At 46.2% G+C, this 19,920-nt stretch carries 19 protein-coding genes; 12 read left to right on the top strand and 7 right to left on the bottom strand.

Features of this window, described 5'->3' with window-relative positions; genetic code table 11:
- Positions 1 to 91: 91 nt before the first annotated feature.
- Positions 92 to 1,036, bottom strand: a complete 945-nt coding sequence (locus JHD45_RS00665) for a choline ABC transporter substrate-binding protein (RefSeq protein ID WP_199473999.1) — start codon at positions 1,034 to 1,036, stop codon at positions 92 to 94.
- A 112-nt stretch (positions 1,037 to 1,148) separates the two neighbouring features.
- Positions 1,149 to 1,736: a transcriptional regulator BetI gene (betI, locus tag JHD45_RS00660; protein ID WP_199473997.1), complete on the bottom strand. Its 588-nt coding sequence runs from the start codon at positions 1,734 to 1,736 to the stop codon at positions 1,149 to 1,151.
- Between the two features lie 335 nt (positions 1,737 to 2,071).
- Between betI and JHD45_RS00655 the strand changes: the two genes are divergently transcribed.
- The 9 genes from JHD45_RS00655 to yjfF all read left to right on the top strand — a co-directional run bounded on the left by JHD45_RS00655 (position 2,072) and on the right by yjfF (position 11,541).
- Positions 2,072 to 3,226, top strand: a complete 1,155-nt coding sequence (locus JHD45_RS00655) for a MalY/PatB family protein (RefSeq protein WP_199473995.1) — start codon at positions 2,072 to 2,074, stop codon at positions 3,224 to 3,226.
- Positions 3,227 to 3,320: 94 nt separating this feature from the next.
- On the top strand, positions 3,321 to 3,713 hold the full coding sequence (locus JHD45_RS00650) for a DUF1801 domain-containing protein (RefSeq protein WP_199473987.1): 393 nt from the start codon (positions 3,321 to 3,323) through the stop codon (positions 3,711 to 3,713).
- A gap of 181 nt (positions 3,714 to 3,894) precedes the next feature.
- The gene (locus JHD45_RS00645; RefSeq protein ID WP_199473985.1) at positions 3,895 to 4,704 is read left to right on the top strand and encodes a sterol desaturase family protein; all 810 of its coding nucleotides are present in this window, start codon (positions 3,895 to 3,897) and stop codon (positions 4,702 to 4,704) included.
- Between the two features lie 37 nt (positions 4,705 to 4,741).
- Positions 4,742 to 5,419 carry a YceH family protein gene (locus JHD45_RS00640; RefSeq protein WP_199473983.1) on the top strand — a complete coding sequence of 226 codons (678 nt, stop codon included), beginning with the start codon at positions 4,742 to 4,744 and terminating at the stop codon, positions 5,417 to 5,419.
- A gap of 76 nt (positions 5,420 to 5,495) precedes the next feature.
- Positions 5,496 to 6,536, top strand: a complete 1,041-nt coding sequence (locus tag JHD45_RS00635; RefSeq protein WP_199473981.1) for a Gfo/Idh/MocA family protein — start codon at positions 5,496 to 5,498, stop codon at positions 6,534 to 6,536.
- Positions 6,537 to 6,777: 241 nt separating this feature from the next.
- Positions 6,778 to 7,767, top strand: a complete 990-nt coding sequence (locus JHD45_RS00630; RefSeq protein ID WP_199473979.1) for an ABC transporter substrate-binding protein — start codon at positions 6,778 to 6,780, stop codon at positions 7,765 to 7,767.
- 98 nt (positions 7,768 to 7,865) lie between these two features.
- A complete protein-coding gene (locus JHD45_RS00625; RefSeq protein ID WP_199473977.1) occupies positions 7,866 to 9,440 on the top strand; it encodes a sugar ABC transporter ATP-binding protein in 1,575 nt (524 codons plus the stop codon).
- 11 nt (positions 9,441 to 9,451) lie between these two features.
- Positions 9,452 to 10,573 carry an ABC transporter permease gene (locus JHD45_RS00620; protein WP_233407473.1) on the top strand — a complete coding sequence of 374 codons (1,122 nt, stop codon included), beginning with the start codon at positions 9,452 to 9,454 and terminating at the stop codon, positions 10,571 to 10,573.
- Positions 10,570 to 11,541, top strand: coding sequence for a galactofuranose ABC transporter, permease protein YjfF (gene yjfF, locus JHD45_RS00615; protein WP_199473975.1), 972 nt, complete (start codon positions 10,570 to 10,572; stop codon positions 11,539 to 11,541). Before JHD45_RS00620 ends, yjfF begins: the two co-directional genes overlap by 4 nt.
- A 74-nt stretch (positions 11,542 to 11,615) precedes the next feature.
- Here the strand turns inward: yjfF and JHD45_RS00610 are convergent, their stop codons facing one another.
- Together JHD45_RS00610 and JHD45_RS00605 are read right to left on the bottom strand one after the other, a co-directional pair.
- Complete coding sequence (locus JHD45_RS00610; protein ID WP_199473973.1) at positions 11,616 to 12,569, bottom strand: AEC family transporter; 954 nt, start codon at positions 12,567 to 12,569, stop codon at positions 11,616 to 11,618.
- A 59-nt stretch (positions 12,570 to 12,628) separates the two neighbouring features.
- The gene (locus tag JHD45_RS00605; protein WP_199473972.1) at positions 12,629 to 13,534 is read right to left on the bottom strand and encodes a LysR substrate-binding domain-containing protein; all 906 of its coding nucleotides are present in this window, start codon (positions 13,532 to 13,534) and stop codon (positions 12,629 to 12,631) included.
- Between the two features lie 180 nt (positions 13,535 to 13,714).
- Between JHD45_RS00605 and JHD45_RS00600 the strand changes: the two genes are divergently transcribed.
- Positions 13,715 to 14,425: a pirin family protein gene (locus JHD45_RS00600; protein WP_199473970.1), complete on the top strand. Its 711-nt coding sequence runs from the start codon at positions 13,715 to 13,717 to the stop codon at positions 14,423 to 14,425.
- A gap of 60 nt (positions 14,426 to 14,485) precedes the next feature.
- Here JHD45_RS00600 and JHD45_RS00595 read toward each other — a convergent pair whose 3' ends face one another.
- Positions 14,486 to 15,220, bottom strand: coding sequence for an alpha/beta fold hydrolase (locus tag JHD45_RS00595; RefSeq protein ID WP_199473968.1), 735 nt, complete (start codon positions 15,218 to 15,220; stop codon positions 14,486 to 14,488).
- 248 nt (positions 15,221 to 15,468) lie between these two features.
- Between JHD45_RS00595 and JHD45_RS00590 the strand changes: the two genes are divergently transcribed.
- Positions 15,469 to 16,233 carry an EAL domain-containing protein gene (locus JHD45_RS00590; RefSeq protein WP_199473966.1) on the top strand — a complete coding sequence of 255 codons (765 nt, stop codon included), beginning with the start codon at positions 15,469 to 15,471 and terminating at the stop codon, positions 16,231 to 16,233.
- 287 nt (positions 16,234 to 16,520) lie between these two features.
- Here the strand turns inward: JHD45_RS00590 and JHD45_RS00585 are convergent, their stop codons facing one another.
- The gene (locus JHD45_RS00585) at positions 16,521 to 17,699 is read right to left on the bottom strand and encodes a methyltransferase (protein ID WP_199473964.1); all 1,179 of its coding nucleotides are present in this window, start codon (positions 17,697 to 17,699) and stop codon (positions 16,521 to 16,523) included.
- A 167-nt stretch (positions 17,700 to 17,866) separates the two neighbouring features.
- Here JHD45_RS00585 and JHD45_RS00580 point away from each other — a divergent pair, with 167 nt between their 5' ends.
- Complete coding sequence (locus JHD45_RS00580; RefSeq protein WP_199473962.1) at positions 17,867 to 19,063, top strand: aromatic amino acid transaminase; 1,197 nt, start codon at positions 17,867 to 17,869, stop codon at positions 19,061 to 19,063.
- Positions 19,064 to 19,190: 127 nt separating this feature from the next.
- Here the strand turns inward: JHD45_RS00580 and JHD45_RS00575 are convergent, their stop codons facing one another.
- Entirely contained in the window at positions 19,191 to 19,811 is a 621-nt protein-coding gene (locus JHD45_RS00575) for a UPF0149 family protein (protein ID WP_199473960.1), read from the bottom strand.
- Positions 19,812 to 19,920: the final 109 nt, after the last annotated feature.

Here is a 19,920-nt window from a genome sequence, read left to right as displayed (position 1 = left end):
ATTAATATTTTTTTATTGACGGTTCATGGCGAACCGTCAATACATACCTTTCACTAATAACCTTATGTATTACTTCAGATGCATAAGGAAACTAGTTCACACCAAGATATTTTTTCACAGCTGCAAGACCGTTACCGCCAGACTTAGTTTTGACACCAGCCAGCCAGCTAGTCAGTACTTCGGGATTTGCTTTCAGCCACTTTTTAGCGGCTGCAGAGGGTTGCTGACCATCATTCATGATGTAACCCATAACTTGGTTTTCCATTGGCAGTGAGAACTTAAGATTGGTGAGAAGCTTGCCAACATTAGGACATTCTTGAAGGTAGCCTTTGCGCACATTCGTATACACTTTTGCACCACCATAATCTGGACCAAAGAAAGCATCGCCTCCTTTTAGATAATTCATTTTGAATTCAGTATTCATTGGGTGCGGCTCCCAACCCAAGAAAACAATCCACTTATGACGACGGACATCACGTTTTACTTGAGACAACATCCCCGCTTCACTGGATGACACTAGTTGGAATTTACCCAGACCAAAGGCATTTTCATTGATCATTTTGGAAATCAAACGGTTCCCATCATTACCCGGCTCAATACCATAAATGCGGCCGTTAAATTCTTTACGGTATTTGGCAATGTCTGCAAAACTGTGCACACCACCATCATAAGCCTCTCTATTGACAGCCAATGTATATTTCGCCCCCACAAGGTTAGGGCCGATAACTTGTACCGCACCAGATTTTTCATAGGGCTCAATAATGCCTTTCATGGTTGGCATCCAATTCCCTAGGAAAACATCAATATTTTTATTTTTTAATGACGAGAAAGTCACCGGAACGGACAAAAGATCTATTGTCGTTTTGTAGCCTAAGCCGTGAAGCACTTGAGTTGTTAATCCAGTTGTTGCAGAAATATCAGTCCAACCCACATTCGAAAATCGCACTGTCGAGCAACTGTTATCTGCTGCCATCGTTAAGCCAGAAATACTGGCAATACCAACCATCAATGCGGTTTTAGTAGCCTTCTTTAACATAACTTATCCTCTTTTTTAAAAACTCATCATGAAGCAATAAGCACCAACGCTTACCCTAGGTTGCAATGCAAGAAGAAACCTCTTGCTACACCTTTCTAGACCAACCCTCGACCTAGAAAACTTGTTTAAAAACAAAATCTAAATAAGTTTGAATTTGTTTCGCAGACCGCGCTTTATCAATACCGCCAGACAAAGACCCTCGTAGCCACATGCCGTCAATCAAAGCGGCAACCGTCTGCGCAATGTTACGCGCCTCGTTAATATCAAAGTGATCTCGCAACACCACTACCAATGAAGTATGCAAACGACGGCTATAAACATTTTGCAACCGGTATAATGACGGTGTATGCATGGCCGAAGCCCAAAACCCCATCCAAGCTTTAACCACTTCAGGGTTGGTTTGAGATTGACTAAAGCTGGCTCGAACGATGGCCATTACCCTTTCTTTTGCGCTGGCATTGTGTGCCTGTTGCACTTGCTCTCTCAAAATATCAAAAAACTCACGAATCAAACTTTTCATGGTTTCTTCGAATAGACCATTTTTTCCACCAAAATAATGATTAATAATGGCAGGAGAAACACCGGCGTTTTTACCGATAATACTGACCGTTGCACCAGAAAAACCGTATTCATTGATGGCTTCAATCGCCGCCTGAATGAGTTGAGGTTTACGAATTTTTTGCATTCCAACTTTTGGCATAATGCATCCTTTTTTATTAAACGGTCGTTTAATGAAAACATACTAGGCTCTTTATATAATAAGGGTCAACCCTTGACAAATCTAAATATTAGTACACTAACAAACATAACCATTTGATTTTTATAATAAAAACTACATTTTAAATTTTTTACATCTTTTTTTTGGCATACAATGGACGCTTAAGGATAAAAAATAAGGAAATAAAACTAAAAAACACTCATTATGTGTTTAAAAATTCAACAAAAATGTGACATAAAGCATTGAAAAATCTACAAAATACGTGTTGACAATATAATTTTTAATAGAGTTCAAATAATTTAACAAGGAAAATTTGTATGAAAAAGCCACATTTTGATTTCGACACCCTCATAGATCGCACCCAAACACAAAGTGATAAGTGGGCAAAATACCCTGAGCATGTCATCCCAATGTGGGTCGCAGACATGGACTTTGACTCACCAGAATGCATCAAAACCGCCCTAAATAACCGTATTAATCAGGGGGTTTTTGGTTACACTCACGCTTCCAAATCCCTAAACAATGCCATCCTAAACCATCTAGTTCATCGATATCATTGGTCCATCTCTCCTGCAGCTCTCTCTCATCTGCCCGGGTTGGTTTGTGCCTTGCACTTGGCAGTCAGGGCGTTTTCTAACGAAGGCGATGGTATCGTCGTACCAGGCCCAGTGTATTATCACCTGAACCGAGCCCCACAGCTCGCAAAGCGCCAGCTAATAACCGTCGACATGACCATCCAACAAGACCGTTGGGTGCCGGATTTCACTCAATTAGAAAAGGCCTGCGCGCAAGCTAACGCTAAAATGATTCTCCTATGCAACCCTCACAATCCTGGCGGCACCGTCTATACAAGAGAAGAATTAACGCAAATCCATACACTCGCGGAAAAATATAATTTACTTGTTGTCAGTGATGAAATTCACTGTGACCTGATTTTTGATGGCCTGCAGCATATCCCTTTTGCCAGTCTAAACGACGACGCGGCTAAGCGAACCATCACGTTAATGGCCCCCAGTAAAACCTTCAATATCGCAGGATTAGGCTATGCTTTTGCCATTATAGAAAACGCGAAACTAAGACAGACATTTAACGACGCCAAAAGCGGCTTAATTCCTTACCCCAATATGCTTGGTTTAGTTGCGGCCACGGCCGCTTACCAAGAAGGCCAACAATGGCACCAAGCATTGTTGAACTACCTCACCAAGAACCGTAATTTTTTGCAACAATGGCTAGAAAAAACGCCGTTTTCGATGCAAAAACTTGAGGCAACCTACCTCGCTTGGATCGATGTTTCGGCCTTAGATGTTGATAATCCTCATCATTTTTTTCTTGAGGCAGGTGTTGGTGTCTCGGATGGTAAAGAATTTGGTAATTCTGCCTTTATTCGATTAAACTTTGGGTGTCCCATGCGTCAACTTGAACAAGCAATTGAGCGCCTTGAAGTCGCCTTAAAAAAGAATAGAGATTTATAAAATTATTCTTTAAAAACAGGTTGTTAGGCAAAAATAAACTCTATTAAAAGAGGTTGTTAGGCAAAAATAAACTCTATTAAAAGAGGTTATTGCGATGACGTCACCTGCAAGTAATTTTATCGATTATTATATTCAGCATGCCGCCTCAGCAATGCGTGATGATTTGCATGAAATCATTGATATAATGACTCTAATAGCGCCGGATGCCGAGCTCTCTTTTGACCTTGGTATCCCTTATTTCCAACAAGAATCGGACTGGCTTTTTGGTGTGGCGGCCCGCCAGGATCACCTGTGTATTTATTTTTCAGATACCAGCCTGTTTTATTCCTTTGCCCAGCGTCTGAATCATGCTCAGTTTGGCGAAAATTGCCTACGCTTTCATCGCCTTAATGAGATCAATGTCAATGTCTTTACTGAGCTACTCAGCCAAATCAAAGCCAGCGCGGTAAAACGCAATCGTGAGCGACAGGCGCATCATTTACATTGACCTGTTACCTATAATATTGACCTACTACAGCGTAATCGTCATATTAACCGCTGCCCTTTCGATACCAATCAACCAAAACGCAATTAAAGCGTGTCATTGCTGATCGGTACGTTTAAGATAGAAATCACTGATAAAACAAGATAACGAAAAAGAAAGGTCCGCATTAAAGGCGACACGCTTGATGATCGATTTTACCGTACGCATAGGTATTTTCTTGGCGCTGCTTAGTGTATTGCTGGTTTGGCAATGGCAACGCCCGCGCAAACCATTGCGCCTATCGCTACCGCGTTGGCGACACAACGCTGCCTTAATGCTAACCAATGCTCTGTGTGTGCGCCTCCTGCAGCCACTGTTACTTTCCCTTATCGCACTACTCAATACCCATAACGGACTCCTGCATAGTCTTAATCTACCCTATTGGTTCATCTTTATTCTCAGCTTAGTGTTTCTAGACGCCCTTATTTACTGGCAGCACAGACTATTTCATCGTATTCCTTGGTTGTGGCGTATTCACAAAGTCCATCACAGCGACCCAGAACTGGATGTCAGCTCCGCCGTTCGCTTCCATCCAGTTGAAATTATCCTGTCGTTGATGATCAAAGCCTGTGCAATTTGGCTATTAGGCGTGCCCCTCGCTGCCGTTTTAGTATTTGATATTTTGCTTAATGGTTTTGCCATGTTTAACCACACCAATATCCGATTACCCAACAGGCTTGAGCCTTGGGTACGCGCACTCATCGTCACACCTGACATGCACCGCATCCATCATTCGCGACGTCCACAAGAAGCCCATAGCAATTTTGGCTTTTGCTTAAGCATTTGGGACAGATGTTTCCAAAGCAATACACCACGCGCTCAGGACGGCGATGGGCAACTGAGCATCGGCCTACCCAGCCCCTCTTATTCTCCCCCGCCTTCTTTTATCAGCCTTATTGTTATGCCCTTTGATGCCTCTTCAGTCGCAACAGGCCATACCACATCCAACAACTAGACCCCAATAAAATGGGATAAATAGTATAAGGAGCACTATGAGTTATCACGCTATAAACCAAATCGAAATGCGTATTATTGGGTGTTTGATCGAAAAAGAAATCACCACACCAGACCAATACCCATTAAGCCTGAATGCCCTGATCAACGCATGCAATCAAAAATCCAACCGTGAGCCTGTCACCCAGTACAGCGAATTAGACGTGCAAGACGCTCTGGATGCATTGGTGGATCGCGGCTTAGTAACTGAAATATCGACCTCCCACAGCCGTGTCAGCAAATATCAACATCGCTTTTGTAATACCGAATTTTCAGACTTACAACTTTCGCCTGCGGAAACCGCGATTATCTGCTTATTGTTTGTACGTGGCGCACAAACTCCGGGGGAGTTACGCTCACGCAGTGGCCGCTTATACGGCTTTCAAAGCCGTGACGAAGTGGAAAGCGCCTTACAAAGTCTTCACGAAAAAACGGGCGGTCCTTACGTTGAACAACTGGCCAGGGAACCTGGAAAAAGAGAGTCACGTTATCGGGAATGCTTCTGCACTGAGCATAATGAACAAGACAGGGCCGTGGCCGCCACCTTTGGTGAGACTCACAACCACCAGCAAAGCGATCAAGATCCCTCACTTATCAAACGTATTGCTGACTTAGAAGAACAAGTCTTAAGCTTAATGGAACGAGTAGAACACCTTGAAAATGGCAGTGGACTATAATGACGATTAGCGTCAGACTAGCCGCTTTTAACATAAACGGCTCTGCTCACCAGACATTCACATTAAGGAGATACCCATGAATCAGATACGCTGGGGAATCATTGGAACAGGCAATATAGCCCGCCTATTTGCAAGCGACTTTTGCCATGCAAAATCCGGTGAATTGCGTGCCGTTGCCTCTAGGGAAAAAACCTTAGCCGATGACTTTGCTGCCGAATTCGACATTGAACTGGCCTTTGTCGATTACTTCTCCTTAATCCACAGCAATGAAGTCGACGTGATTTACATCGCCACGCCACACATGTCTCACTTTGACCTAACCAAAGCCTGTATTTTGGCGGGCAAATCCGTTTTGTGTGAAAAACCTTTCACCATCAACGAAGCACAATCTCGAGAGCTCTTTGAATTGGCAGCGGAAAAAGAAGTCTTTGTCATGGAAGCCATGTGGACACGCTTTAACCCCGTTATAGAGCAAGTGATTGAATGGGTCGAAGAAGGGGAAATTGGTACGCTTCACAGTGTTCAAGCCAATTTCAACTTTCTAGCACCAACCGATCCAGAGCATCGCTTAATGAACCTAGAAATGGGCGGCGGCGCTTTGCTCGACATTGGTATCTACCCTGTCTTCTTAGCGCAACTACTGTGTGGTAAACCCGACTTTATCCAAAACCAAGCCGTTATTGGGGATACCAATGTGGACGTTTTTGAGCAATTGCTCTTAGGTTGGAACAGCGGACAACTGGCCTCCTTGGAAGCGTCATTAATCTCTTGCAACCCCAACCGAGCGGTCCTATCGGGGGCTAAAGGCTACATCGAGATTGATTCCCCTTGGTATATGGCAAAATCCTGTCGTTTGATCAATCACGAAGGACAAGAACGCGCTGTGGAATTTGATTTTCCTGGGCGCGGCTATCAATTCGAAGTGGATGAAGTTAACCGTTGTTTGATGGAAGAGTTACTAGAAAGCCCAAACCATCGTTGGGAAGACACCCTAGAACTGATCGCTACCCTTGACGAAGTCCGTCAAGACATCGGTCTTCAATATCCTGGAGAACCGGATTTTTACGAAGAAGACTTGGAACATCACCATCATGAACACCACCATCACAAGCACTGATTAAGCAAAGCGGTGCTATCTAACCTAGGTATCTGACCTAAGCCTCCTGCTCTTTGGGAGGTTTAGACCATCTTCTGCAAAGCACTCTCTCATACCCTTCTCGTTATACCAATATTGATATATTCATTCCCTCAACTGGCATTTGAATCACACCATAGAGAACTCTATCCTCAAAGCGTCAGAGAATTTAGCAAGTCGCTAACTCTCTCACGGAAAATAATAAAAATAAGAGGAATTTCGTATGATCGATCGCTCAATACGTCAACATTTGTCATGGTTTGACACTCTCAAGCAACACCTCCTAACGACCGTACTCTGTGTCGCACTGCCTGTGTGTTCTGTCTCTGCCAGCGCAGAAAACTTAACCATTGGCTTTTCGCAAATCGGCTCCGAAAGCGGCTGGCGTACATCAGAAACCGAATCCATCAAAGCCGAAGCGGAACGCCGTGGCTACAATCTAAAATTCTCCGACGCCCAACAAAAGCAAGAAAACCAAATCAAAGCGGTGCGCTCTTTTATTGCTCAAGGGGTTGATGGAATTTTACTTGCCCCTGTCGTCGAAACTGGCTGGGATCAAGTGCTCAAAGAAGCAAAGCGTGCCCATATCCCCGTGGTATTAGTAGATCGTGGTGTGGATGCTAACCCAGACCTATACCTCACCAAAGTTGCTTCCGACTTTAGGGAAGAAGGCGCCCTTGCTGCTTCTTGGTTAGCTGCGAAAACCAACGGCAAATGCAATATCGTCGAATTGCAAGGCACGGTGGGTTCTTCTGCGGCCATTGATCGCAAAGCAGGCTTTGATGCGGTTATCAGCAATTTCCCAAATATGAAAATCATCCGTTCTCAATCTGGAGATTTCACACGCGCTGGTGGTAAAGAAGTTATGGAAAGCTTCCTGAAAGCCGAAAGCAATCCTAAAAAAGACATCTGTGCCCTGTTCTCCCATAACGATGACATGGCCTTAGGTGCCATTCTTGCCATGAAAGAAGCGGGGATCAAACCTAGCAAAGACATTCTTGTCGTCTCGATTGATGGTGTGCCAGATATTTTCAAAGCCATGATGGATGGTGAAAGTAACGCCACCATTGAGCTTAATCCACATTTAGGGGCGCCTGCCTTTGACGCCATTCTTGCCTACCGTGCGGGAAAAACAGTGCCTAAATGGATCAAAGCCAACGGCCCGCTGTACTTACCTGATACCGCCGCCGCAGAGTATAACAAACGCAAATAATGTGGCTTCCCCTTGAGCGTGCGTCATCTGTTTCTCATTAGGATGCCGCGCGCTCACAGGCGTGAATGACGTTTGAAGTAGGCCAAACAGGAGCGCTCATGACACCTCATAGCAATGTAAAAGACCACTCAAGAACGACAAGCGATCACAGCTCTGCCTTGTTACAGATTCGTTCCCTCTCTAAATCCTTTACGGGTGTGCAGGCACTAAATGCTGTCTCTCTGCAAGTCAATAAAGGCGAGATTCATGCTTTGCTCGGCGAAAACGGCGCGGGGAAATCGACCCTCATCAAAGTCCTCACAGGCGTTCACCCAAGAGACGAGGGGGACATTCAGTTAGATGGCCGAGCCATCCATGCCCGTGACAGCGGCCATGCTCAGCAATTAGGCATAAGTACTGTCTATCAGGAAGTCAATTTAATCCCCAGTATGTCGGTCACTGAAAACCTAACCCTACAGCAACAGGAAAAATCCTTTGGATTGATCAATTGGAAAAAAGCCGATACACGCGCCAGAGCCCTATTAGCCAGAGTGGGACTGGAAAACCTCGATCCATCTCGACAACTCGACCGCTACTCCATTGCCATACAACAGCTTATCGCCATTGCCAGGGCCCTAAGCAGTGAGGCAAAACTGCTGATTTTAGACGAACCAACTGCCAGCCTTGATGCCAGTGAAATCAAGCAGCTCTTTAGCTTGATGACTCAACTCAAAAACCAAGGCATGGGCATTATTTTTGTCACCCACTTTCTCGACCAAGTGTATGACATCACTGACGTTATCACGGTATTACGCAATGGCGAATGCGTGGGGACTTTTCCCACCGCCTCATTAAGCCGTTCCGATCTTGTCAGCCATATGGTTGGTAAATCGTTAGACGATCTTGCCACCTCTAGCGACCATCAAACCACTGGAAAGCCTCAAAACACACTACTGACCATGCAACATGTCGGAAAACAACGTTTTCTACATCCCCTTGATTTGACCATACATGCCGGTGAGATTGTCGGTGTGGCCGGCTTACTGGGCTCGGGACGAACCGAGTTATGCGAACTGGCCTATGGCTCGACAAAGCCAGACCAAGGTCACATTACACTCCACCCAGACTCATCAGCAACACCGGCAGCTGAGCCCACCTCACTAACACAAAAGTCGCTGCGTCAGGCGATTCAATCGGGAATGGGCTATTGCCCAGAAGATCGTAAATTAGACGGCATCGTGGCCGAGTTAAGTATACGTGAAAACATGATTCTGGCCTTACAAGCCAGCAAAGGCTGGTGGCGCTCTATTGCCATGTCTGAACAGAAAAAACTGGTTGACGATATGATTAAACGCCTAGCCATAAAAACCCCAGATATGGACAAACCCGTGGGCGAATTAAGTGGTGGTAATCAACAGAAAGTCATTCTCGCGCGTTGGCTAATTACCCATCCAAAACTGCTTATTCTAGACGAACCCACCCGAGGCATTGATATTGGCGCGCATCACGAAATTATCCAAATCATGCAAGAGCTTTGCGAACAAGGTATGGGCCTATTAGTAGCCTCATCCGAACTCGAAGAGTTAGTCATGTTTGCTCACCGTGTGGTGGTCATGAAAGATCATCACAAAGTCGCTGAGTTGCGCGGTAGCGATGTCTCAGAACAAGCTATCCTTCATACCATTGCGAGCTAAATGGACACGCTATGATAGACATTAGACCTCCCATAAAAGCCACCAATATGAAAAAACATCACGCATTACAACACCTATTAAAACGGCTGCAGAAGCAGCCTAAAACCCTTGCCCCCTTTGTCTCCCTGTTGCTGATTCTTAGCGTTACCGCTCTGATCACACCCGGCTTTTTAGAGATTAAATTTGTCAACGGTCATCTATATGGCAGCTTAATCGATATTCTCCATCGCGGCACCCCAACGGCCTTAGTGGCTCTGGGCATGGCAGTCGTTATTGGAACACGAGGCATCGATTTATCTGTCGGTGCCGTCATCGCTATTTCCGGTGCAGTCACCGCCGTACTCACGGTAAACACAGATTGGCCTGTCTGGATCGTCATTGCCTGCGCACTGGGCAGTGGCTTAGTCTGCGGACTCTGGAACGGCCTGTTGGTATCGATCTTTAATATTCAACCCATTGTTGCCACGCTTATTTTAATGGTGGCTGGGCGAGGCATTGCCCAAATGATTACCGAAGGACAAATCGTTACCTTTCATTCAACGGTGCTTAATGCCATTGGTAATGAATTCTTTTTAGCCTTTCCCATTCGTGTGTGGATCGTCCTTGGTATGATCATACTGACCATAGTCGTGATGCGTAAAACCTCACTGGGGTTGTTTATTGAAGCCGTCGGGGCCAATGTTAGAGCCAGTCGATTAGTCGGCATTGAAGCACGCCTATTGGTACTATCCGCCTATATGTTTTCCGGCTTTTGCGCCGCCTTAAGTGGCATTATCATCGCAGCCGATATTCGCGGAGCGGATGCTAATAATGCTGGCCTGTGGCTCGAGCTGGATGCCATTCTTGCCGTCGTGCTCGCGGGGGCCTCCCTCGCGGGTGGACGCATCTACCTAGGGCTCACCATTATTGGCGTATTAATTATTCAAACCCTTACCACCGCAATTTTAACCAGCGGTTTACCTGTACAATACAATCTGGTTGTTAAAGCCACCATCATTCTGGCGGTGTTGCTTATTCAATCCCCCACCACAAGGCAATGGTTAGCAAAACGCTTTCAATCTAAAAGAGGGCAAAACGCTAAAAAAGAACAAAACAGTACATCATCTCAGAATCATGGGAGAGCAGATCAATGATCAACGAGCGTAATCTTCCTATTTTCGCCACACTCACTGTGTTTCTCTTACTTTATGGGTTTGGCATGTATGAATACAAAGGCTTTCGCGACACCCTTGTCTTCACCAATCTATTAACAGACAACGCTTTTTTAATCGTCACCGCAGTGGGAATGACTTTTGTCATTTTATCAGGTGGAATCGACCTTTCCGTCGGTTCCATGATCGCCTTCATCGGTGTGTTAATGGCCTATCTGATCACCAGCTTGCACATTCATCCCATCCTTGCCATCGCTATCTCATTGATTGTCGGCATCGCCTTTGGCGCCATCATGGGCATGATTATCTCTGTATTTGAGATTCAGCCCTTTATTGTCACCTTGGCAGGTATGTTTCTCTTTAGAGGGCTCGCCTATTTAATCAATTTGGACGCCGTCCCGATTAACCACCCTTTTATCACTGCCTTGTCTGACATCTATGTCAGTGTGCCAGGGCGTGGCGGTTTAACCTTTATCGCCATGGCCATGTTGGTGCTCTTGGTAGTAGGGATTTTGATTGCTCGTCGCACACGCTTTGGCATGAACGTCTATGCCATTGGCGGAGACAAACAGTCGGCCGCCTTACTGGGAGTCCCCATCAAAAAAACCACCGTCAAAATCTATGCATTAAGTGGTTTATACAGCGCTCTGGCTGGGGTGATTTTTGCCATCTACACCAGCTCCGCCTACCCTTTGGCCGCTGTGGGAGTGGAATTAGACGCCATTGCTGCGGTCGTCATCGGCGGCACGTTGCTGACTGGCGGAGTCGGCTATGTCTTTGGCTCTTTTTTAGGAGCCATGATCCAAGGCGTGATTCAAACCCTTATTACCTTTGATGGCAGCCTCAATAGTTGGTGGACTAAGCTCGCCATTGGTGGCCTCTTGTTGTTTTTTATCTTGCTGCAAAAAGCCATTGTTTTTTGGGCTAAAAAACGTAGTCCTGCCACGTAACAACAGATCACACCTGATACATATTCACATATTATGTCGCAAGTAAGCGTTAGGATGGCAAATACCCCGCCATCCTAACCAAAGATGTGCTGGCTCAATAACACACTCACGGGCAAGGTCACCACACAAAGTAACGTTTGTAAGGTGATAAACGCCGCCATACGCTCACTGTCTCCACCTAACTGCCGCGCCAAAGCATACCCAGAGGCCGCCGTTGGCACCACACCAAACAAGATCGCCACCAAGGCAGGCACACCGGTTATATCCAGCCACCAACATGACAAAGCCACTAACCCGGTAAAGACCACAAAGCGAGCCACAGCTGACCACACAAACGTCATGCCTACAGAACGAATCACCTCAAAGCGCACACTGGCGCCCACCGCCAATAACACCATTGGCAACGCCGCCTTCGCTAAAATGGACACCGTATCCGAGACCAGCGGTATGGGCGTTAGCCCAGCCAAATTCAGCCCCGCTCCTAGCACGATAGAAACAATCAGAGGATTACGTATTAACGCATTAATCACCAATTGAGAAAGGGACGGCGCGGCTTTTCCTCGCTGTAATGCTGCTGATTTGCCATGCAGCAACACCATCGACACCACCACAAAGACATTAATGGATGGAATCAATACAGATGCCCCGAGCACCGCCAACGTTAAACCTTGTGTACCATACAAACTGGACGCCAATGCCAGCGTCAAAAACGTATTAAAGCGTACCCCAGCTTGCAGCATAGATGAGGTGACAGGCGCTTTCACCTTAAGCATAAAAGCACAAGCAAAGACAAACACCGCCGTCCCTGCCATAGCCAACAATAAGATCAACCCATAACGAAACAACAGAGGGTTCGAAAAATCCATTGTCGAGGTGTTACTGAATAGCAGAGCAGGAAATAGCACCCAGTAAGCCAGCTTATCGACACCACTCCAAAAGCCGTCTGCTGGAAAACGCCAACGCTGACACAATGCGCCTATCATCAGCAATAAAAAAATCGGAACAATCGAAACAGACAACGACAACATGACACGTCCTTCTTATCATTAAGCAACCATTTTATCATCAAGTAACAATGCGTTAACGTCTATTCAGCCTTCAACAATTGCCAGTCTTGTGCTGCTAAAGCCTCAATAAACCAGCTCAATCCTCGGCCTGGATCATCTTTGCGCCAAGCGATATAACTCATGTGATTCTGTCTTGGTAGTTCACACTCTCTGATAACCAGCCGTCCAGACATCACTTCATGATCGACAAAGTGCCTCGGCAAATATCCTACGCCCAACCCTAAACACAAGGCCTGAACTTTACTCATCATATTATCGACTCGAAGCACCTGGCGGCTTTCAAACAGGCCAGAATCCCGTTGTGGTAAAATCTTGGTTGAATCCGCCACCACAATCGACGGATGTTCACGCAGCTGAGCTGCAGTAATGGGGCCTTCTGTTAATGCCAGCGGATGAGTCGGTGCCACTGTAAAGACAAACTCAAGTTCGCCAATTGGGCGAGTATGAAAGCGTCCTTTAGGCAAATCCCCCGATGCTCCGACGACCAAATCCACCCTATCATCCTGCAAAGCATCCCAAGCCCCCGCGATGGCTTCTTCTGATAAACTGATCTGCACTGGACGATTTTGCGCCAAAAACGCCCCCACTACCGTCAATAATGGCAACTCTGGCAACGCCGTATCACGGGCAATACGCAGCTTTGGCTCCCAGCCAGACTCTAACTGCTTAACCGAATCCTCCAAACGCGCCGCGGCGTCTAATATCGTTCGCCCTTTATCAAGCACAAGCCGTCCAGCAGGGGTAAGTACCGCCCGTTGGCGAGAGCGATCAAACAAACTGACACCTAAATCTTCTTCTAATTTTTTCATCGTATAGGTCAAGGCAGACGGCACTTTATACAATGCATCCGCAGCGGCAGCAAAACTGCCAAACTGTTCAATCGCCTCCAACACCCGTAATGCCTCTAACGTAACCGCATGAGCCATAAACACACCCTTATCCATTGGCCTTCAATATTTTTGAAATACTACCTCAAAAGCTTCCGATTTTCTTTGCATTTCTTAACGCCTACACTGCTTCTATACCTTAGGCGACGTGACAGAACACACAAGCTCACAACAGGCATACATCCTGCTCGCCACAAACACACTATTAGGAGAAGCAGTATGATTACCATCAGAAAAGCAGAGGATCGTGGCACTGCAAACTTTGGCTGGTTAAACAGTCACCACACTTTTTCATTTGGCCATTACTATGACCCTAAACACATGGGATTCTCACATCTGCGTGTTATCAACGACGATACCGTCACCCCAAGCGCTGGTTTTGAAACCCATGGTCACAAAGACATGGAAATTATCAGCTACGTATTACAAGGCCGTATAGCTCACAAAGATAGTACTGGTAATATCAAAGAGCTACCCGCAGGGGAATTCCAGCTGATGTCCGCTGGCAAAGGCATCTACCATAGCGAATTCAACGCCTCCGACTCGCAGACGCTAAAATTCCTACAAATTTGGATTCAACCAAACGAATTTGGTGGCACACCTGGTTACCAACAAAAGGATTTTGGTCAACAAGAAGGCCTAACCACCGTCATCACCCCTGATGGCCGCAACGGCACCTTAAGCATCAAGCAAAATGCCAGCCTTCATCAATTGATCTTATCGGCTGACAAAGCACTGGATCTAAATGTGGAAAACAAACGCAGTCTCTACATTCATCAAATTGAAGGCGAGCTGACTCTACAAGATGGCACAGTGCTCCATCCTGGCGACGGTGCAAAAATCACCGAAGAGGGCAAAGTGCAACTTCACAATACAGGCCAAGACACTGTCAAAGCCCTAATATTTGACCTAGTGGAAGCGGCGCACTAACCTCCTTATATCGGACGACTTTGACCAGTCTGACAGAAATAAAAAAAGCCTAATTTATTATCAAATTAGGCTTTCTCTTTCTTTATTTGCTTGATTAAGCGCTAACCAAGCTTGCAACTGACTGACCACCGCCTGCGGCTGCTCCATCGACGTCACATGCCCCGATTCCTCGATCACATGCAACTCGCCATCCGGCACCAGCAACAACATCGCCTCATGCAGCGAAACAGGGGTCCAACTGTCCTGACGACCACACATCAATAACACAGGGCACGCCACCTCACGTAACACACAAGTCGCATCGGGACGCTGTACCAATGCATTGACCTGAGCCGTAAAGGTTGCCAACGTTTGCCGCTCCATCATCGCTAATATAGACGTGACCAAAGGATCGTCCTTTAAGCGATCTGGATGAACCATCTCCGCAAGCAATTGGCGCCCCATCGCCGCCATCCCTTTCTCCTTAGCCAGTGCCAAAAAAGCGAGCAGAGAGGCTTTTTCCTGCTCCCCTTTGTGATCTTTCGGAAGCGCCTTATAGCCCGTATCCAACAAAACCAAATGACTCACACGCTCCGGTGCTTGGCGATAAACCTCTAACGCTACCAAGCCTCCCATAGAATGCCCCACCAGAACAAAACATTCTGGGGCCGATTGCAACACGACCTTCGCCATGGCTTCTATGGAATCGGCATCCCCATAATCCACCACTGACACCTCATCACGAGGAAACTGAGACAACACCGACTGCCAAACAGCAGCATCGCATAACAAACCAGGTAGGAATAGATACGACATCGCGCCCTCCTTTTTATCAAGTTTTCATGGTAAACACTGCCCTACTCATGTTTCACTTAACCATTCACCCCTGTCCATAAAAACAAAAGATCACACAAAACAAAAGGACAATCCGCTAAAAGGTCACTTACAATTTAAAAGACTCTTGATTCGCATCACAGGCACAACCACCCTAGAATCTTGTCGAGGTAAAAAAGGCAGCATCACCAGATAAAGCGTCACCACTTAACAAAAGAGGCTCAAACTCAATGAGACAAACGGACTTTAAACCACTTGGCTGCACCCAATGCGCCAACGCTTGCGATCTTGAGTTTGACTTCACTATGGCGTTCCAGCCCATTATTAACACCAAGAACAAAACCATCTACGCACAGGAAGCGCTCGTGCGGGGGCTCAACCAAGAAAGTGCTTATCAAGTCCTGCAAAACGTCAACCAAACCAACCTTTATCGTTTTGACCAGAGCTGTCGCGTGAAAGCCATCAAACTGGCTTCAGAACTGGGCATACAAACAACCGACAGCCGCTTAAGCATCAACTTTCTACCCAACGCCATTTACAAGCCGGAACTGTGCCTGCGCACCACACTAGACGCTGCCGAGTTATACCAATTTCCGCAAGAAAAAATCATCTTTGAATTCACCGAAAACGAACAAATTATCGATAGCCAGCACCTAAAATCCATCATCGAATACTATCAAGACCAAGGCTTTCTCACTGCCACAGACGACTTTGGCGCTGGCTTCAACGGCCTCAATCAACTTGCTGACCTACAAACCGACATCATCAAAATTGACATCGCCTTGATCAGAAACATCGACCAAGACAAAACCCGACAAACTATCGTCAAAAACCTCATCAACCTATTTAACGATCTTAATATCACCATCATCGCTGAAGGCATCGAAAAACAAGCCGAATACCACACCCTAGAAGACATGGGAATCCACCTATTCCAAGGCTACTACTTTGCCAAACCCAGCTTCGAATCCCTTGCCGAAATCAACTGGGGGTAAATCGATATAGCCTAAGCCGCATCTGCGGCAGCGAACGTATCACCGCAGTTCTACTGGCTCATAGATCAATCTCGTTACTCCCGCACGTTCGGAGGAACGCTTATTTCTATTGTTGTAGGTTTTGATAGCTCACAATTTATCCCCATGTGTTCGGGGAACGCACTGGCTTGCCACCTTTCGCTTTTGAAAAGTGCGGTTTATCCCCGTGTGTTCGGGGAACCAAAGGGCAATTGGCGTCCCTTAGCATTTAGATCAATCCATGCTTCGTTTACCCATTGACTTACTCATCAACGAGTTGCCCTGATCATCCAGTTTCTTGGGGTGAGGCTTTTCTCGCAGAATGTGCCGATCTCCACTTGATAGCCGTTTTCTTCTAGGTACATAGAACGGTCTAGTATAAGCCAGTATTCCAGTGCAGGGCGAAACAGTTGGCTGATGGTTTCCAGCTTTTGCACCTGTTTTGCTCTGGCTTCGCCGATAGGTTCGAATTCTGAGAATGGATTGGTTGCAATGAAATCCGTAAGACCTTTTTGCTTGGCGGCCCAGTGACAAAAAGCATTGAAGCCTTGTGTCAGTATGACTTTTTGTACCGAGGGCACAGGCAGGTAATCATCTTGTTGACGGGCGGCTCGCTGCCAGGAATCAAATCCTAGTCGGTAGGTCAGTTCGAGTTGTTTGAGGCGCTGTTCCCGTGCGCCAGCGGTGGCGACTTCTTTAACAGCAAGTTTCAGGTCGGTTTGGCGCAAGATCAATGGCGATTGTTGGGCGGTTTGCGATAACGGCTGATAAAATTCATCTTTAGTGAGGTGATAACAACAGGGAGAAAGGCACAAAACGGGGGTCTTAGCGGCCACGGCTTGTTTGATCAGTTCAAGATGCAAATCCCCACAAGCATGAAGCGCGACAGCACAGTGAGCATTCGCTAATGCTGAGCGCCCTTCTCCTTTGAGCACATCTGCATGGCTGAAGGTTTGACGTAGGTTGAGACGCTCTGCATCTTGTTTTCCTGCATCACACAAGCTTTGTTGCCATTCCAGGCTGTGGACTTTTTTATTGCCTTGAAAGGCCAGTAATTTGCCTAAATGCCCCTTACCTGCACACCATTCAAGATAGTCCTCAGCAATGGGGGTAACGTTAGCAAAAGCGGTTATCTGCTGCCACTTCCGCCCTTTGATGCCCACAGAAAAATAGCTTGGTACGGCTTTGTTGCGCTCCATGATGCGGCTCAAGGAAGGAGCTCTCAGCCAGGTTTGACAAGGAGCAAGAAAGGGAAAGTGTTCGATCAAATCCGCTTTACGATCGGCGTCCCTCTCAGCTAAATGAATGTGTGCCAGATAGTGTGCCAGTTCGGGATAGTCCCCCTTCCAAGGAATGTCTAAATCAACAAAGGTATCGATTTTCCAAAGAGGCTGATGGGTTCTTAGCCAACCATCAATGTGTTGGAAGGTGGCAGATGACGGCGACATAATTTGGCTCTTATTGGGTTGTCTTTATTTCTTTACAGATGAGGAAATATTTCCGCAGATTTTACATTGTATTTTGCCATAAAAACGGCAAAATGAAGAGGCGATTTAAGCAACGACCTATTCGCAGTCATTTTGCTGTGACCAACAACAAGGACCCCATATTTATCATGTTCAAGCACCTTAAAGCCGTTTCTGGCGACCCTCTTTTAGCTCTTATCATTGCCCATAAGAATGACCCTAATCCTAAGAAAATTGACCTAGGTGTGGGTGTCTTTAAAGACGATTTCGGTAATACGCCTATTTTAAACACGGTAAAAAAAGCCGAGGCTATGCTGCTTGAGCAAGAAGATTCAAAAAGTTATTTGGGGATTTTTGGTGCGTCTGAGTTTGAGCCCATTATTCAGAATCTGGTGTTAGGTGAAGGTAATGAGTTGATCAGTTCTGGTCGTATTCGCTCAACACAAACACCTGGCGGTACGGGCGCCCTAAAAGTGGCGGCGGACTTTATCAGCGCGAATTTGCAAGATGCACGTTTATGGGTGAGTGATCCGACTTGGGGAAACCATAAGTCTATCTTTCATTCTGCTGGTGTCGAGGTCAAAGATTATCCTTACTACGACCCTGAAACAAATGGACTGCGTTTTGACGATATGATGGCCACTCTGGAAGCAGGAGTAAAAGAAGGTGATGTTCTGTTAGTGCATGCTTGCTGCCATAACCCGACGGGGATAGATCTGCAGTTTGATCAATGGAAAGTGCTGACTGATTTTGTCAATAAACGAGGCTTGTTACCCTTAGTAGATGCGGCTTATCAAGGCTTTGGCGATGGATTGGATGAAGATCTAGCTGGCCTTCGTTATATGGCTGCCCATGTGCCAGATATGTTGATTGCCAACTCATTCTCGAAGAACTTTGGCATTTACCGCGAGCGTTGCGGTGGTTTAAGTGTGATTGCCGAAACAAAAGACGAAGCTGATGCGGCGTTGTCTATTATTGGTCAAGCGATTCGCGCTAACTACTCTATGCCACCCGCTCACGGTGCGGCGGTAGTGTATACCATTATGAGCAATCCAGAACTAAAAGCAGAATGGGTACTGGAAGTCGCCGAGATGCGCAATCGCATCAATGGCCTACGTGAAAAGCTGGTTGCGAAACTAGCTGCTTCTGGTGTGAGCAAAGACTTCAGCTTTATCAAAGATCAGCGCGGCATGTTCTCTTATTCTGGCTTAACCCTGGAGCAAGTACGTACTTTGCGCAGCGAATATTCTATCTATATCGCTGACACTGGCCGCATGAGTATCGCTGGTGTGAGTGATAACAATATAGATTACTTGTGTGAAAGCATTGCGAAGGTTGTTGGTTAATTTTACTCAAAAATAGCAAAAAACCGCGAAGGTCAACTGAGCCTCTCGCGGTTTTTTTATGATCGATATTCAAATACAGATTTAAACAGCACACTATTATCAGCCAAGACAGCTGACTTGAAATGCTTCAATGCAAGGTATGAGGTTTAGCATTCTGTTGTTGTGCCCCTTGGATTTCAGGGTGGTTAAATTGCGCTAAGCGTAAGATTGACGGCTCGATGGTATCACGCCAAAAGTCCACTTCCTCTTCGACCATATTCTCCAGCTTTTTCCAGCCAGTTGAGGTGCCAAACAGCCGCACGGGCGCCAGTACTTCGTTGTAAAAATCTCGATTGCTTTCGTCTAAGCCTAAGCCTGCCAAGCGAGCGCCACGTACAAAACCAAGACACCACTCTTCGACGACTAATTGAAATTTACCATCAAATTCTTGTTCTAAATAAACAGGCGAGATCTCACCATGAACCAGGGCATTCATGGTTTCCATATACATGATTAACACAAGACTTAGGAACTCATCTTCTTCCTCTTGGGTTAGCCATTCAGGTTGGTCTTCTTCCGTTCCCCAAATGGTGGTGAGCCATTGATCTGGTGCCAGTTCTTGTGCACTGCAACCGATTGCGGTTAAAAAACCATCTAACTCAGACACACACAGCAAGGAACGCTCACACCCGTAGGCAGACAGGTAATAGTCCAATCGCTCGTATAACTCTTCTTCACTTATGACGCTTTGGTCTTCATTCTCAGACATTGACTGCATTCCGCTTCATGTGTGTTTCTTTTATTTTAACGCGATTCACGTAAATTTGCCTGCAGAAAAATGCTATCAATAAGATAAACCGCTTATAAAGGTAACGACC

The organism is Marinomonas spartinae, assembly GCF_016461715.1.
Taxonomy (GTDB): Bacteria; Pseudomonadota; Gammaproteobacteria; order Pseudomonadales; family Marinomonadaceae; genus Marinomonas; species Marinomonas spartinae_A.
This window is presented reverse-complemented; position numbering and strand designations above follow the sequence as displayed.

Bases quoted from the DNA above. Each gene is read 5' to 3' on its own strand.
- JHD45_RS00665 (WP_199473999.1), bottom strand. From the start codon at position 1,036: ATGTTAAAGAAGGCTACTAAAACCGCATTGATGGTTGGTATTGCCAGT.
- betI (WP_199473997.1), bottom strand. From the start codon at position 1,736: ATGCCAAAAGTTGGAATGCAAAAAATTCGTAAACCTCAACTCATTCAG.
- JHD45_RS00655 (WP_199473995.1), top strand. From the start codon at position 2,072: ATGAAAAAGCCACATTTTGATTTCGACACCCTCATAGATCGCACCCAA.
- JHD45_RS00650 (WP_199473987.1), top strand. From the start codon at position 3,321: ATGACGTCACCTGCAAGTAATTTTATCGATTATTATATTCAGCATGCC.
- JHD45_RS00645 (WP_199473985.1), top strand. From the start codon at position 3,895: ATGATCGATTTTACCGTACGCATAGGTATTTTCTTGGCGCTGCTTAGT.
- JHD45_RS00640 (WP_199473983.1), top strand. From the start codon at position 4,742: ATGAGTTATCACGCTATAAACCAAATCGAAATGCGTATTATTGGGTGT.
- JHD45_RS00635 (WP_199473981.1), top strand. From the start codon at position 5,496: ATGAATCAGATACGCTGGGGAATCATTGGAACAGGCAATATAGCCCGC.
- JHD45_RS00630 (WP_199473979.1), top strand. From the start codon at position 6,778: ATGATCGATCGCTCAATACGTCAACATTTGTCATGGTTTGACACTCTC.
- JHD45_RS00625 (WP_199473977.1), top strand. From the start codon at position 7,866: ATGACACCTCATAGCAATGTAAAAGACCACTCAAGAACGACAAGCGAT.
- JHD45_RS00620 (WP_233407473.1), top strand. From the start codon at position 9,452: ATGATAGACATTAGACCTCCCATAAAAGCCACCAATATGAAAAAACAT.
- yjfF (WP_199473975.1), top strand. From the start codon at position 10,570: ATGATCAACGAGCGTAATCTTCCTATTTTCGCCACACTCACTGTGTTT.
- JHD45_RS00610 (WP_199473973.1), bottom strand. From the start codon at position 12,569: ATGTTGTCGTTGTCTGTTTCGATTGTTCCGATTTTTTTATTGCTGATG.
- JHD45_RS00605 (WP_199473972.1), bottom strand. From the start codon at position 13,534: ATGGCTCATGCGGTTACGTTAGAGGCATTACGGGTGTTGGAGGCGATT.
- JHD45_RS00600 (WP_199473970.1), top strand. From the start codon at position 13,715: ATGATTACCATCAGAAAAGCAGAGGATCGTGGCACTGCAAACTTTGGC.
- JHD45_RS00595 (WP_199473968.1), bottom strand. From the start codon at position 15,220: ATGTCGTATCTATTCCTACCTGGTTTGTTATGCGATGCTGCTGTTTGG.
- JHD45_RS00590 (WP_199473966.1), top strand. From the start codon at position 15,469: ATGAGACAAACGGACTTTAAACCACTTGGCTGCACCCAATGCGCCAAC.
- JHD45_RS00585 (WP_199473964.1), bottom strand. From the start codon at position 17,699: ATGTCGCCGTCATCTGCCACCTTCCAACACATTGATGGTTGGCTAAGA.
- JHD45_RS00580 (WP_199473962.1), top strand. From the start codon at position 17,867: ATGTTCAAGCACCTTAAAGCCGTTTCTGGCGACCCTCTTTTAGCTCTT.
- JHD45_RS00575 (WP_199473960.1), bottom strand. From the start codon at position 19,811: ATGTCTGAGAATGAAGACCAAAGCGTCATAAGTGAAGAAGAGTTATAC.